This is a genomic window from Methanocaldococcus sp. FS406-22, assembly GCF_000025525.1.
Classification (GTDB): domain Archaea; phylum AGJL01; class Methanococci; order Methanococcales; family Methanocaldococcaceae; genus Methanocaldococcus.
This window is the reverse complement of record NC_013887.1, coordinates 1,032,126-1,046,370: the sequence shown is the minus strand read 5'-3', so window position 1 is coordinate 1,046,370 and position 14,245 is coordinate 1,032,126. Positions and strand designations below refer to the sequence as shown.

Below are 14,245 nucleotides of genomic sequence, written 5' to 3'. Positions count from 1 at the left end.
TTATTCTTGCAAAAGTCCTAAACTTAGAGCCTTTAAAAATCAGTATTTTTTTCATATCAATAATGTTGATAATCATATAAAAATTTTTTTATTTATTTAGGGTTTGGAACAGTTTCTTAGTTTTTGTAGCATACCATAACATATAAATACTTAGTCGTAGCATTATTTTTATATTATGGTCGATGAGGAGGCTCTGCCTTCGAGACTAATGTAATTGTATTCAATTTGATAAAAGGTTTTATGGGGCTGTCTCCGTTCAGCCCGGAGTCCAATGAGTCTATAGTTGAGGGAACGGTGTTCCCGATGAGACTATAGGTTGAGGACAACCCGTTTCCATAGCTTATCGTTTTGTATGATAAGTTATTAAATGCTATAGTAAGCTATGGAAACGGGAAACGGTTGTCGATAAAACCATATATGCATTTTAAAAGAAAAATAAAAATTTATTCTAATAGGACTTTCGCAGTTTATATATTAAACTTTGGAACTTGGATGCCTAAAAGGCATCAATGTACAATAAAAACATTTTATTCCTGCGAAAGTCCTATTCTAAGTAGATAGCTGGTTTAAATGGAATAGCAACCTTCTTTTTGTTGGCTTTATCCTCTCCATTAATTATAATTTCTTCAACACCGAACTCTCTCTTTAAGAACTCTTTGGCATTTTCTAAGACCTCAACTTCATTAATAATCTCTGCATTGAGTTTTATTAATTGATTGACTAACTTTGAAATCTCCTTACCATACTTTCTAAATTCTGGGTTTTTCATAATGATTGGCATTAACTCTTTAATTGTCTTTCCTTCATTTTCTTTAATAATCTTTAATATTTCATATTTCCAATCATCTGCTGTATATAGATAAATCTTCTTTGGCTGAACCTTAGCAACGTTTATTATCTCCTTAATATCCTCCATTACTGATTTTAAATACTCTTCGCCCTTCTCAATCTCATCATTTATAAACTCTTCTTTAACTTCTGGAAATTTAGCTAATGAAACGAACCCTTCTTTTCCTAAAATCTCCCACATCTCTTCACATATATGTGGTGTGAAAGGAGCCATCAATTTTATTAAAACCTCTAAGAATTCTTCTAAAACTCTTATATTGTTTCCTCCTCTTCTTCTATACCACTTTAAGTCATCCAACAACTGATAGAGCAAAATTCCAGCCTTTCTTAGCTCAAAATTCTCCATGTATTCATCATACTGCTTAACAGCTCTATACAATCTACTCAATAACCATTTATCAATGTAATTCAGCTCATTACCTTTTTCTTCTTTTCTTTCAGCAATTTCTTTTGCAAATAAATACAACCTCTCTAAAACCTTCTTTGTATTTTCCATTTCTTTAAACTTGATATCAGCATCTTGAGGCAATTCAGCACATGTTGTTATATAAAACCTACCAACATCAGCTCCAAATTTCTCAGCAACTTCTAAAACTGGCAATACAGGACCTTTTGATTTAGATAACTTTTTACCTTCAATTGTGACATAACCATTAACTACAATACCTCTTGGCCAGAACTCCTCTGGGAATATTGCTACGTGGTTAAAGATGTAGAATGTTAAATGGTTTGGAATCAAATCCTTGGCAGAACATCTCCAATCAACTGGGTAGTAGTAGATAAACTCTTTCCTCATACCTTCAATAATATCCTTTGGAATACCTGTCTCTTCAGCAATTTTATCAACATCTCCTTTTCCTAAGAATACATAATCAAACAACTCTAAAGTTAATTGCTCTGGCTTTATGTTGTGCTCATTGATGTATTTTGCAACTGTATAATATGCAGGATATATTGTTGAGTCAGATAAAGATTCAATAACCCATCCCTCTTCAAATGGGAACTTTGTTCCTAAACCTCTTCTTCTAACACATGCTTTATCCTTCATCCAATCAATTTTTTCATGGAATACTTGCCTTAGATTCTCTGGGATGAATTTCATTTTATCTACACATTTATGGGCTAACTCTTTCCATTTTTCATCTGAATATTTGATAAACCACTGCCCTTTAACCATCTTAACTATACATGGTGTTCCACATCTACAAACAACCTTTTCCTCACTGAATTCATACATAATTTCAGCTAAACCTTTATCAATTAAATCCTTTGTTAATTTGTCTTTAATCTCTCTAACAGGAATTCCTTCATAATCTAAGCAGTTTTCATTTAAAATTCCTTTGTGGAACTCATCCTTGTAGATTTTTTTGGTTGCCTCCTCTAATTTATCCTCTTCTTCTTGGCTTTTAATACCCATCTTTTCAACAATCTCTTTTGCTGGGTATTCCCCATAACCAGGAACTTTAATTAATGGAATTAAACCAATTTCATCAACTAAGCCTAAATCCCTCAACGCTATGTAGTCGTAAGGTGCATGTGCTGGAACACTCATAACGCAACCAGTTCCAATATTTGTTTTTACGAATTTAGCTGGTAATATTGGAACTTCTTTTCCTGTTACTGGGTTTTTTACCTTTTTGTTTATAAGTTTCTCTCCTCTAAATTCCTCAATAATCTCTATCTTTCTATCTTGGTGTTTTAATTTTTCAGCACACTCCTTTGCCATTATCCAAATACCATTATCAATTAATTCAATTCCATTTTCAGTTTCTTTCTCTAAATAGACCTTTGCTTTTACATAGGTAGCTTCAGGATTAACCCAAACGTTTGTTACTCCAAACACAGTTTCAGGTCTCAAAGTAGCCATTGGCATTATACAGCCATCTTCTGTTGTGAATTTTATTAAGATGTATTCAACCAAAGTTGCGTTTTCTCCAACTAATATGTCGTGGTCTTCTACAGGGTTGTCACATCTTGGGCAATATCTTACGGGATGAGAACCTTTAACAATTAACCCTTTTTCTTTCAATTTATGGAACTGCCATTCTATAAATTTGTTAAAGACCTTATCATCTGTTTTAAAGTTCCTTCTCCAATCTAAGCTGAATCCCATTCTTTTAAATGCCTCTTCAGCTTTCTTTGAGAAGTATTCAACAATCTTCTCTGGTGTTGTTAATTCTAATAACTCTTCTTTTGGAATGCCGTGCAATTCAGTATATGCCCATATTGTCTTTTCATCCCTATTTTTTATCAACTCAGCTAAACCTAAAATTGGTGTTCCAGTAACATGATAACCAAAAGTCCATAAAACATTCTTATTTTTCATTCTTTGGAATCTTGCAACAACTTCTGGGATTGTGAAAGTCCTAAGATGCCCAGCGTGTAAAACTCCATTTAAATATGGAAATGCCGCTGTAATGAAAAACTTCTCTCTCTCATCTGGATTTGCTTCAAATATCTTTGCCTCTTCCCATCTTTTTTGCCATTTTTTCTCTATTTCTTTAAAGTCAATCATAACCATCACATCCTTTTTGTTTATTTTTATTTTAGCTTTTATTATTCTGTTAATTTTAGCTCTTCTATAATCTTAATAAGCATATCTACTAATTTATCCCCAGATAATTTAACCTCTTCAGATATTGGGCAGAAATCTATTATTTTTGGTTGAATTCCTAAAATAATTATCTCTGCATTTATAAATTTTTTTAAATATTTAACTATTATAGATAAGGGTAATGTATGAGTTGAGAAACTGTAATTTATTATTTCATCCTCTTTTATAATCTTAACTTCTCCAGCATTTTTATCCATTAATGCACAGTCAATTATTAAAATATGAGTAGGTTTTATCTCTTTTAAAATATCTGTAAAAAAATCAGGGACAGTTCCAGCATTTATTAAATAGAGATTTTTGGCATTTACAAACTCTTTTTCTTCCCCAAAATGTCTCATCAATTTTTTAACTACATATATTCCAACAGCATCATCTCCCTTCAACTCATTTCCAATACCCATAATAACCAATTTTTTGCAGTTCTTTAGTTTATCCAATAACATTTCCTTCATTTTATCATCCTATTACAAAACCTATTATTAAAGCTATTATAGGGGCTATTATCCACCAAAAAATAATATTTTTTAAAATATTCCATCTTACAGTTTTTATCCCCTTAGTTAAACCAACTCCTAAGATTCCTCCAACTATTGCCTGAGTTGTTGAAACTGGCATTCCTAAAGCAGTGAATATTGTAACTGCTAAACCTCCTGAAAGTTGGGCTATAAATGCAGAGCTAACACTCAAATTTGTTATCATAGATAACGTTTCTGAAACCCTATTTCCATATAAGTAAGCCCCTAAGCACAAAAAAATAGCTCCAATAATATAAATTATTTGAGATGTTGTAAATGTTCCTAACACAGTTGGTAAGTCATTACTTCCCAAATTAAATGCAACAACCCCAGCACTTATCAATAGGAGATATTTAATCATAGTTATCTTTTTAAGAATTGGGATTTCTACCTTTTCATAAGCTAAATACAATATATAAGCAATGATAACAGCAATAATTGGCGATAATATCCAACTTAATAGAATTTCAGCAAATACAGTTAAATTTGATGAACTAAAATTTAACCCAATTAGTGAGCAGATAATAACTGTATGTAGTGATATTGGTACTTTTTTATACGTTGAGAGCGTCATAACCAACGCTGAGATTGTTAAAGCAGTTAATGCATCAGAAGATAAGCTATTAACCGTATTTCCAACATTTTTAGCAAAGAGAGAGCCAATTATAACAGAAATGCTAAATAAAATCAATAAATTTCTATATGTTGTTGCTCTTGATGCATAAGCAGTGCCAATAGCGTTGGCAACGTTGTTAGCCCCTAGAATAAACAATAAATAAAAACTTATGATTAGCTCTAAATTTATAGAAATCTCTATAATAACCACCTATTATAATAGATAAAACTTAATCTATGTCTATTTTTTTATTTTGTGTGGAGGTAGATTATATGTAATTCATCAGCCACATCCTCTATATAGTCACTAATATTAACTATGTTATCTATGAAGTCGCACAAAATTTTGCCTTCCCAGAAAGAGCTAACTTTAAGATTTACTAAGTATTTATAAATTCTATTTTGATAGATGTCATCAATAAATTTTTCTTTATCTTTAATCTCTTTGATAATTGGGTCTAAGTCCCCACCTTTTTCAATAACATCCAAAACTCTATCTAAGTGTTCAAACATATCCACAGTAATCATTAAAACGAGGTCTATTTCATCTTTTAAGTATTTGTCGAACTCTCCTTTTAATAACTCATATAACATAGCAGCATGCTTTAAGCTGTCTAATGTCTCATCTAAAAGCTCTGCAGACCTTGATAACTCCCTCCTCATATTTGGTAAAAATGCCTTTTCTAAGGTTATTCTTATATTTTTTGTTGTCTCATCCCCTTCCTCTTCTATTTTTATAATCTCTTTCAATATTTTTTCATCTTTTGAATCCATATACTCTTTTAATAACTCAATGCTTTTCAGAGACATCTGTATTAATAGCCTAAGGTTGTCAATTACTCCTTTCTCATCATCCCTCTCAAATAAAAAAATAGACATGATATCACTCCATTTTAGATTTCTCTTAAGATTTTATTCACTTTACTTATATCTTTTAAAATATTCTCAATGTCTGATTTTGAATTTACAATAATTCTGTATTTATTTTTAGATAATCCAACATAATAATTGTTATTAAAATCAACCATTTCTTTAATAGACTTAATTCTTGCTGGATTTTCTAATTCATAATCTGACGCATTTCTTAAATCTCTCAAAATAGATAAGGCATTATAAACTCTTCTAAATTTTCCATCCTCTTTTTTAAGCACGTTGAGAAAATCTAAAATAATTTTATGAGAATTAGATAGTTCAATTAAATATAAAAATTCTTTTACCTCTTTTGAGTTGTAATTCTTTAAATTTTCTTTTAAAATTTCTCTTAAAAATAAAAATGATGCATAATAATATCTCCCAATAATTGTTCGATTTTTTGCCTCTTTTTTATCCAATTTTGATTCTTCTAAGAATTCAGCAACATCTATAAAATCTAAGGGATTAAACATCTATTCCACCTATGATAGGATAAACTAAAACATTTTTAGATATTTGACTTTCATATATTTTGTTTTCAATCTGTTCTGAAATTTTAAAGATATTTTCTTTGTTTTTAAATTTTATAACAACTATTAGATGTGGTTCTGGATGATTTTCAGAATCTATAAGTAATTTTATCTCTTTTATATGATTATCATAGATTTTCAAAAATTTCTCAAGAATTTTCATAAGGTATTGGATAACTTCAAACTTATTATCCAACTTCTCTTCAAATATTGATTTATCAAAATATATTTTCTCATTGCCTCTTATGGCATTGGTAATTAAATTCGGACTTTTAACATCAATCTCCATAATCCCACCAAAATATAATAAAATAAACTAAAAAAATTGTTATTTACTCTTAGTAGCTATTTTTATCTCATCTTCGTCAATAACTGCTACAGCACATGCAACGGGATGCTCAAACTCCTCATAATTTAAGATATAATCAGCTATCTCTTCAGCTGTCTCTCCTTCAATCTCTATAACTTGGCTTTCATCTATTTTGCAAGCATTATAGACTCCTAAATAGTAACCTTTACCCTCTTTTAACTCAACTTTCTTAACTCTAATGTCATCATGAGCAACATAACCCATATAACATTCATTTTCATCTAAAATAGCCGCAATTCTTGGAGTTTTATAATCATCTTTTTCATAATCCATAACTGCCAATACATAAGCTAAGGCATCCCTCTTTCCAAAATGCAATTTTTCAGCTATAAAGTCAGTATGTGAGCCGTTAGATACAACAACGGTTTTATCAACAACCTTTATACAGTTGTAAGTGATGTATGGGTTTTTAAACATCTCATTTAAATCCTTTGGGATTATTGCTACTGTGTTATCATTAATTTTCTTTGCCTCTCTGTTTGGAAAGCTTCTACTTGAAACTCTATAGGCACCAAATACCTTTCCTCCCTTAGTTTTCCCAACAACTAAGAATCTACCAATATACACAAAAATCCCTCCTTTATACCTCTATTTTAATTGCATTAATTGGGCAATATCTTACACATATCCCACAGTTTGAGCATCTATTCTTATCAACTATAGCAATTCCATAAGTTTTTATCGCCTTTTTTGGGCAAAATACAACACAATTTCCACAACCAACACATTTCTCCAATATTTTTATCCCCATTTATAGCACCTTATTCTATTGGAATTAACTTAGCCTCTAATTTATCTTCAATACTTAGCTTCATGATAGATTTTAGAGGGCATCTTGGAACTGTTGGAGACCCAGGATTTAACAATAAGATATCTTTACAATCATCTATAAATGGTGTGTGAGTGTGTCCAGATATTAAAACATCAACTCCCATTTCTTTGCCCAACAATCTTAATTTTAATCTATCCCCCCTTGGATAAACTACATCTCCATGAATAACTCCCATCTTGATATCATTTACCTCTAAAATCTCTTTTCTTGGTAGATTTAAATAGTCCATATTTCCTCTAACAGCTACAACATTAGCTAAATCTTTTAGTAAGTCTAAAATCTCTTTATCAGTTATATCTCCACAATGGATAATTAAATCTACATTTGAAAATTCATCAAAAACAGATTTTGGTAATTCATTGGCTCTATCATAAAGATGGGTGTCAGATATAACACCAATGAGCATAATCTCACCTAAAATAAAAAAAGTGGTGTGCATGGCTTCCTTGGGGTGGGCATGCCCTCCAGCCCTTCCTCGCCCCCAGACTCCTTCTCAGCCCCGCTACCCCGTGAGCGCCGACGTCCTGCCTACCGTTGCTCCCTTCCGGGCCTGGCGGGGTTCGGCAGGCAAAGGGGGTTACATCTCCCCTACAGGAGATGCTCCCCCACCGCCGAGCCCCACGGGACGAGACTTCATCGAGGAGTCTAGGAAGGAAGGGCTGGAGAGCATGCCGCCCCCAAGTTTTCGGCCCCCGCATAAGGGCGATTTCGGGTTACAGGGGACGCCCAACCCCCCGGCCTAGCCATGCACACCAATTAGTAATATAATAGGATTTTTTATATATAGTTTGTGGTAGTGCATTAGAAGTTTATCACATTAATTTTTAAGTTAAAAAGTTAAATATATATAATTGAAAAATATAGAGTAAATTTGTTATAGTTTTTTACAACTAAACCATCTAATGGTATTGATTTAACCTTAACTTTTAGTTTGTAAGGTTATTATGTGTAATTTAAGCGAAGAGTGTAGAGATAATTTATAAATTAAAATGAAGGATGATAATTATGAAACTCGTAAAAGATGCCTTATCAAGAAGTGACACAACCAGATATTTAAAGGATGAGTTTGGGGAAGCAAGAATCGTAGTAGTTGGCTGTGGTGGAGCTGGAAATAACACAATTAATAGGCTGATGGAGATTGGTATTCAAGGAGCAGAAACAATTGCAATCAACACAGATAAGCAACACTTAGAAGTAATACAGGCAGATAAGAAAATTTTAATTGGAGCTACATTAACAAGAGGTTTAGGAGCTGGTGGTTATCCAGAAATTGGGAGGAAAGCTGCAGAAATGGCAAAAAATATATTGGAAGAGCAGTTAAAAGGAGCTGATTTGGTATTTGTCACTGCAGGAATGGGTGGAGGAACTGGAACAGGTTCAGCTCCAGTTGTAGCTGAGGTAGCTAAAGAAAATGGAGCTATAGTTGTTGGAGTTGTAACATACCCATTCAAGATTGAGAGAGCAAGAATGAAAAAGGCAGATGAAGGAATTGCAAGAATGTCAGAGGTTTGTGATACTGTAATTATCATAGATAACAATAAACTTTTAGATTTGGTTCCTAACCTCCCAATAAATGATGCGTTTAAAGTGGCAGATGAGATTATTGCTCAGGCAGTAAAAGGGATAACTGAAACTATAGCTGTTCCAAGTTTAATAAATATTGATTTTGCAGATGTTAAGGCGGTTATGAGTGGTGGTGGAGTAGCGATGATTGGTGTTGGGGAAGTTGATAGCAGTGATAGAGGAGATAGGGTTCAAAATGTAGTTAGGGAAACTTTAAGCTGTCCATTATTGGATGTTGATTATAGAGGAGCTAAAGGGGCTCTAATCCATATAACTGGAGGGCCAGATTTAACATTAAAAGAGGCAAACGATATTGGAGAAGGAATTACAAAAGAATTAGACCCAGAGGCAAATGTTATATGGGGAGCAAGAATAGACCCAGAGATGGAAGGCTGTATTAGAGTTATGGCGATAATTACAGGAGTTAAGTCACCAAACATCGTAGGAAAAGATTCAAAACCAAAGAGAATAATTCCAAAGATTTCAAAAGAACAAAGTCAAAGAAAAGAACGTAAAATAGGAGGCATTGACTTTATAGTATAAATATTAAATAATTTTTAACTTTAACTCTTTATTTTCTTTATTTTAAATTTTAATGATTAGGGGTCGTTTATGAAGGCATGTGAAAGATTGTTATTGAAAATTGAGTCACCAGAAAAATTTGTAGAAGAATTTAAAAGAATTTTGCTCGAATTAGGTTTAACTTTAAAAGAATTTTCTGAAATTTCCGGAATTCCTTACAGCACATTATATAAAGTTGTTCAAGGGAAAGATTTTAGGGTTTCAACACTTATAAAGATTTTAAAGACAATAAGGTCTTTTGAGAAAGATGAAGATATTGATACAATAGCAATTATAGCTGCAAGACCAGCCTTAAATAAAATTACAACAAGAAAAATAGAAATTAATGGGAAAAGTTATTTAATAAAGGAATATCCTGCTGGTTCTTTAGAGGAGTGTATTGTTGCCGCTGTTAGAGCTGAAAGAGAAGGAGTTAAGGGCATTGTTTGTGCTCCTATTGTTAGTGCAACTATTGAAAAAATTGTTAATGTTCCTGTTGCTGTTATTATTCCAGAGAAAGATGCGTTTATGAAAGCTTTAGAAATAATTGCAAAGAAAATAAATGAATAGCTTTAGGATTTAATATACTGGATTATTTTTTCTAACAGTTTGTCAGCTATATTGACCTTAGAAACCTTAGATAGCCCTATCCAAGATGGGGTTGAATTAACTTCTAAAACTTTTAGTCCATTTTCTGACTCAATTAAATCAACCCCTGCATAAAATAATCCAAGTGCATCTTTTGCTTTTAAAGCTAATTTTTCAATTTCTTCAGTTATTTCGCATTCTTCTACTCTTCCACCCTGAGAAACATTGTTTTTCCAATTTTCTCCCCCAATTCTATACATTGCTGCAACAACCTCATCATCAACAACAAAAGCTCTTATATCTTTATGTTCATTCCCCAATGGTTTTATAAACTTTTGAATATAGAATGTGCTATATTTTTCTTTAAATTCATTTAAAATCTTTAACTTAGTAGATATCGACATTTCTTTTTTAACCCTTATAATGCCTTCTCCACCACATCCAAACATTGGTTTTAAAACAGCATCTTCAAATTTATCTATCCAAACTATCGCTTCGTTTATGCTCTCTGTAACAACAGTCTTTGGCTGCGGAATATTATTTAATTCAAGAAATATGGAGGTTAAAAATTTATTTGATGCTTTATCTATTCCATCTGGAGGATTTATAACTGGAACATAGTGATTTAAATATTTTAAAACATCAAATCTAAAAAAACTATCCCAGCCAAGATTTCTAACAAAACAGCAATCCAATTCATCTAAAAATGATTTATAATATTTTAGTTTGAAATCCAAATTAAATCCTGCTGAAATATTTGTAGGGTTTATAATTTTGTAATCAACCTCAAGTTTTTCACAAGATTTTATTAAATCATTAATAACTTCATCTCTATCTATTGTAATTATGCCAAGCTTCACGCTATCCCTCATCCATATATAGTGTTTTCAAAACTTATTAATTAATAAGGAAGATTTGAATGCCTTCCAAAGGAAAGCATTCATCAGTGCCTTAGTTATTCAAAGTATTTTGAAAAACACTATATAATTTAAAGGGTTTTTATAATAACAATAATAAACAATAATTAATAATTAATAAAATTTAACTGTTGCAATAGCAATTATTAAGTATTAGTTACTATAACCTTTCTATTAAATAAACTATTATCAATAATATGGTTATTAGTTATAACAGAATAGTATTTTATGGTGATGGAATGGAGAAAAAAACGTTATCACTCTGTCCTATATGTTTAAAAAGAATTCCTGCGACAATTTTAGAGAAAGATGGAAAAATTATTATTAAAAAAACCTGCCCAGAACACGGAGAATTTAAAGACATCTATTGGGGGGATGCTGAGTTATACAAAAAATTTGAGAATTATGAGTTTATTGGAAAGATTGAAGTAACAAATACAAAGGTAAAGAATGGCTGCCCTTATGACTGTGGTCTTTGCCCTAACCACAAATCTACAACTATACTGGCTAATATAGATGTAACGAATAGATGTAACTTAAACTGCCCTATATGTTTTGCCAATGCCAACAAATCTGGAAAAGTTTATGAGCCATCTTTTGAAGATATAAAGAGGATGATGGAAAATTTGAGAAAAGAAATACCTCCAACACCGGCTATTCAATTTGCAGGGGGAGAACCAACTGTTAGAAGTGATTTACCAGAATTAATAAAATTAGCTAGAGATATGGGATTTTTGCATGTTCAGGTTGCAACAAATGGTATAAAATTAAAAAATATAAATTATCTTAAAAAGCTAAAAGAGGCAGGTCTATCAACAATCTACTTACAGTTTGATGGAATCTCTGAAAAACCATATTTAATTGCAAGAGGTAAAAATCTCCTACCTATAAAACAGAAAGTTATTGAAAATTGTAGGAAAGTAGGGTTTGATAGTGTTGTTTTAGTTCCAACTTTAGTCAGGGAGGTTAATGATAACGAGGTTGGAGGAATTATAAGATATGCCGCTGAAAATGTAGATATTGTTAGGGGAGTTAATTTTCAACCAGTTTCATTTACTGGAAGGGTTGATGAAAAAACACTTTTAGAGGGGAGAATAACGATTCCTGACTTTATAAAGTTAGTGGAAGAGCAGACAGATGGGGAGATTTGCAAAGATGATTTTTATCCAGTTCCTGCAGTAGCTCCAATCTCTGTGCTAGTTGAAAAAATCACAAACGATAAAAAACCAACTTTAAGTTCTCACCAACACTGTGGTGCATCAACATATGTATTTGTTGATGAGGATGGAAAATTAATTCCAATCACAAGATTTATAGATGTTGAAGGATTTTTAGAAATTGTTAAAGAGAAAATTGAGGAAATTGGAAAATCAAAAATACATGATGTTAAAGTTTTAGGAGAAATTGCCTTAAAATTGCCATCTTTAATTGATTTAGATAAAGCACCAAAATCAGTAAGTATAAAAAAGATAATTGATTTAATCTTAAGTGTTTTAAAGAGCGATTATAGAGCTTTAGCTGAACTCCACTACCACATGTTGATGATTAGCTGTATGCACTTCATGGATGCTTATAACTTTGATGTTAAAAGAGTGATGAGATGTTGTATCCACTACGCAACCCCTGACGATAGGATAATCCCATTCTGTACATACAACACAATATACAGGCAAGAGGTTGAGGAGAAGTTCTCAATACCATTAGAGGAATGGAAACGAAGACATAAAATGGGAGAGGATGATAGAGAAGATTATTAGAGAGAACAAAGATGGAGTTTTAATTGATATTGATGTTCAAGCAAATGCTAAGAAAAATGAAATTATTGGTATAAACGAATGGAGAAAGAGATTGACTATAAAAATAAAAGCCCCTGCGACAGAAGGGAAAGCAAACAAGGAGATAATTAAATTTTTAAAAGATATTTTTAAAAAGGATGTTGAAATAGTAGCTGGAAAGCTAAATCCACAAAAAACTGTATTGGTAAAGGATATTAAAAAAGATGAAGCCATTGAAATATTAAAAAGGTATTTATAGCTTTGTTAATTCGTTCAGCTTTTCATAAACTTTCTTATTTACTTCTTCATAAATGCTGTTTCCAAAACAATCCATAGCAACAATTAAAGGGCCAAAATTATCAACTTCCAACTCCCAAACAGCCTCTGGCATCCCTAACTCTTCTAAAAAATACACATTATTAACTTTTTTTACTGAATTAGCTAATAAAGCTGCACAACCTCCAGGAGCTGCTAAATAAACTACTCCAAAATCTTCAAAAGTTTTCAATAACTCTTTTTTCATCCCTCCCTTTCCTACAATTGCAGAGATGTTTGTTAATTTTATAAATTCCTCTTCAACATCGTTCATTCGTGCAGATGTCGTTGGGCCTATAGAGATACAAGTCCAGTTATCATTTACTTTCTTCATTATTGGGCCAGCATGGTAGATAATAGCCTCGTTCAAATCAAAAGGAAGTTTTTCTTTATTTTTTATCATCTCAATAATCTTTAAATGTGCTTCATCTCTTGCAGTGTATATTTTACCGTTCAAATAAACTATATCTCCAACTCTCAACTTTTTAACATCCCTTTTAGTTAATTTGTTAAAGGTATATTCCAAATTTTCACCTTCGATAGTTTTGCAAAAATATAATTTCTTAAGTAAATATTTGATTTTTAAGTTAAACATTTTTTGTTTTAGCAATATATTAAAATTTTTAATGTCTATATTGGAGTTTTTAATTTTGTGTTCTTGCTTTTATGTACTCTCTGTTGGAATTTTGTATTAGAAAATTGATGAAAAGTAATACTAATTTTTTAAATTTTAAGGTTTTGTTTTTGTTAGATTTTGGTAGTTTAAGTTTGTTTTGTAGGTTTTAAGATTAAATAATACTTATTTTATAGTAAAAATTAGCTAATTATTGAAATTTCTGTTTATGGTTGTGTGTGTTATTTATATATGTATATGCACAACCTTTCTTAATCTTATAAATGATTCAATAATCATGTAGTAAGAAAATTAGGACAAAAATAGAAAGATATATATAGGAGTTTAGGCATATAATAAGGACAAAGTGTAGGGTTTGAGTCGGTAGTCCATTAAAACAAGGATGGAAACTTTCAATCTAGTCTTTAGATAATTTTTTTCACTTTTGTTTGAATTCTTAGTCCATTAAAACAAGGATAAACTACTCTTTTTTATGTCTACAAATAACAATCAAAAATCTTTTTTAAAACATTAATCCATAAAATTAAATATTTCTATATTTTTAACTAAACTAAAACCGTAAAGTATAAATATGAGTTTTTCATTATTAGAGAAGCTTTACTTTTTGCATTACTTAGATAAAGCATAAACCCATACACAAAAAGAGTAGTGTTTA

15 protein-coding genes and 1 other RNA gene are annotated in these 14,245 nt (G+C 31.3%); 4 read left to right on the top strand and 12 right to left on the bottom strand.

From position 1 onward, the window contains the following. Positions 1–544 precede the first annotated feature (544 nt). The 10 genes from leuS to ffs form a co-directional block, all read right to left on the bottom strand. Positions 545–3,388 (bottom strand): leucine--tRNA ligase, encoded by a 2,844-nt coding sequence (gene leuS, locus MFS40622_RS05220; RefSeq protein WP_198003863.1) that lies wholly within the window; start codon positions 3,386–3,388, stop codon positions 545–547. 17 nt (positions 3,389–3,405) lie between these two features. Beyond that, positions 3,406–3,915 carry a hydrogenase maturation peptidase HycI gene (gene hycI, locus MFS40622_RS05215; RefSeq protein WP_012980632.1) on the bottom strand — a complete coding sequence of 170 codons (510 nt, stop codon included), beginning with the start codon at positions 3,913–3,915 and terminating at the stop codon, positions 3,406–3,408. A gap of 4 nt (positions 3,916–3,919) precedes the next feature. Then, positions 3,920–4,804 (bottom strand): inorganic phosphate transporter, encoded by an 885-nt coding sequence (locus MFS40622_RS05210; protein ID WP_012980631.1) that lies wholly within the window; start codon positions 4,802–4,804, stop codon positions 3,920–3,922. A 38-nt stretch (positions 4,805–4,842) separates the two neighbouring features. After that, positions 4,843–5,472, bottom strand: coding sequence for a TIGR00153 family protein (locus tag MFS40622_RS05205; RefSeq protein WP_012980630.1), 630 nt, complete (start codon positions 5,470–5,472; stop codon positions 4,843–4,845). A gap of 14 nt (positions 5,473–5,486) precedes the next feature. Continuing rightward, entirely contained in the window at positions 5,487–5,978 is a 492-nt protein-coding gene (locus tag MFS40622_RS05200) for a hypothetical protein (RefSeq protein WP_012980629.1), read from the bottom strand. Beyond that, entirely contained in the window at positions 5,971–6,324 is a 354-nt protein-coding gene (locus MFS40622_RS05195) for a hypothetical protein (RefSeq protein WP_012980628.1), read from the bottom strand. The genes MFS40622_RS05200 and MFS40622_RS05195 overlap by 8 nt, the downstream gene beginning before the upstream one ends. Before the next feature lie 39 nt (positions 6,325–6,363). After that, a complete protein-coding gene (gene purO, locus MFS40622_RS05190; RefSeq protein WP_012980627.1) occupies positions 6,364–6,972 on the bottom strand; it encodes an IMP cyclohydrolase in 609 nt (202 codons plus the stop codon). Between the two features lie 13 nt (positions 6,973–6,985). Next, entirely contained in the window at positions 6,986–7,156 is a 171-nt protein-coding gene (locus tag MFS40622_RS05185) for a 4Fe-4S binding protein (RefSeq protein WP_012980626.1), read from the bottom strand. Between the two features lie 10 nt (positions 7,157–7,166). Beyond that, entirely contained in the window at positions 7,167–7,643 is a 477-nt protein-coding gene (locus MFS40622_RS05180) for a metallophosphoesterase (protein WP_012980625.1), read from the bottom strand. A gap of 28 nt (positions 7,644–7,671) precedes the next feature. Beyond that, positions 7,672–7,987, bottom strand: an RNA gene (ffs, locus tag MFS40622_RS09405) — signal recognition particle sRNA. A 255-nt stretch (positions 7,988–8,242) separates the two neighbouring features. Between ffs and ftsZ the strand changes: the two genes are divergently transcribed. Beyond that, positions 8,243–9,343, top strand: a complete 1,101-nt coding sequence (gene ftsZ, locus MFS40622_RS05170; RefSeq protein WP_012980624.1) for a cell division protein FtsZ — start codon at positions 8,243–8,245, stop codon at positions 9,341–9,343. A gap of 69 nt (positions 9,344–9,412) precedes the next feature. Continuing rightward, the gene (locus tag MFS40622_RS05165) at positions 9,413–9,931 is read left to right on the top strand and encodes a helix-turn-helix domain-containing protein (RefSeq protein WP_012980623.1); all 519 of its coding nucleotides are present in this window, start codon (positions 9,413–9,415) and stop codon (positions 9,929–9,931) included. A 2-nt stretch (positions 9,932–9,933) separates the two neighbouring features. On the opposite strand, the gene mptN is transcribed toward MFS40622_RS05165, so the two are convergent. Further along, complete coding sequence (gene mptN / locus MFS40622_RS05160; RefSeq protein WP_012980622.1) at positions 9,934–10,809, bottom strand: tetrahydromethanopterin:alpha-L-glutamate ligase; 876 nt, start codon at positions 10,807–10,809, stop codon at positions 9,934–9,936. A 296-nt stretch (positions 10,810–11,105) separates the two neighbouring features. Here mptN and tes point away from each other — a divergent pair, with 296 nt between their 5' ends. Next, positions 11,106–12,623 (top strand): tetraether lipid synthase Tes, encoded by a 1,518-nt coding sequence (gene tes, locus MFS40622_RS05155; protein ID WP_048197482.1) that lies wholly within the window; start codon positions 11,106–11,108, stop codon positions 12,621–12,623. After that, positions 12,604–12,900: a DUF167 domain-containing protein gene (locus MFS40622_RS05150; RefSeq protein WP_012980620.1), complete on the top strand. Its 297-nt coding sequence runs from the start codon at positions 12,604–12,606 to the stop codon at positions 12,898–12,900. The genes tes and MFS40622_RS05150 overlap by 20 nt, the downstream gene beginning before the upstream one ends. On the opposite strand, the gene MFS40622_RS05145 is transcribed toward MFS40622_RS05150, so the two are convergent. Next, positions 12,895–13,482 carry a FumA C-terminus/TtdB family hydratase beta subunit gene (locus MFS40622_RS05145; protein WP_048197481.1) on the bottom strand — a complete coding sequence of 196 codons (588 nt, stop codon included), beginning with the start codon at positions 13,480–13,482 and terminating at the stop codon, positions 12,895–12,897. The genes MFS40622_RS05150 and MFS40622_RS05145 overlap by 6 nt on opposite strands. Between the last annotated feature and the right edge of the window lie 763 nt (positions 13,483–14,245).

Excerpts from the sequence above, each read along its gene's own strand:
- hycI (WP_012980632.1), bottom strand. The coding sequence starts at position 3,915 with ATGAAGGAAATGTTATTGGATAAACTAAAGAACTGCAAAAAATTGGTT.
- MFS40622_RS05205 (WP_012980630.1), bottom strand. The coding sequence starts at position 5,472 with ATGTCTATTTTTTTATTTGAGAGGGATGATGAGAAAGGAGTAATTGAC.
- MFS40622_RS05200 (WP_012980629.1), bottom strand. The coding sequence starts at position 5,978 with ATGTTTAATCCCTTAGATTTTATAGATGTTGCTGAATTCTTAGAAGAA.
- MFS40622_RS05195 (WP_012980628.1), bottom strand. The coding sequence starts at position 6,324 with ATGGAGATTGATGTTAAAAGTCCGAATTTAATTACCAATGCCATAAGA.
- MFS40622_RS05185 (WP_012980626.1), bottom strand. The coding sequence starts at position 7,156 with ATGGGGATAAAAATATTGGAGAAATGTGTTGGTTGTGGAAATTGTGTT.
- MFS40622_RS05180 (WP_012980625.1), bottom strand. The coding sequence starts at position 7,643 with ATGCTCATTGGTGTTATATCTGACACCCATCTTTATGATAGAGCCAAT.
- ftsZ (WP_012980624.1), top strand. The coding sequence starts at position 8,243 with ATGAAACTCGTAAAAGATGCCTTATCAAGAAGTGACACAACCAGATAT.
- MFS40622_RS05165 (WP_012980623.1), top strand. The coding sequence starts at position 9,413 with ATGAAGGCATGTGAAAGATTGTTATTGAAAATTGAGTCACCAGAAAAA.
- tes (WP_048197482.1), top strand. The coding sequence starts at position 11,106 with ATGGAGAAAAAAACGTTATCACTCTGTCCTATATGTTTAAAAAGAATT.
- MFS40622_RS05150 (WP_012980620.1), top strand. The coding sequence starts at position 12,604 with ATGATAGAGAAGATTATTAGAGAGAACAAAGATGGAGTTTTAATTGAT.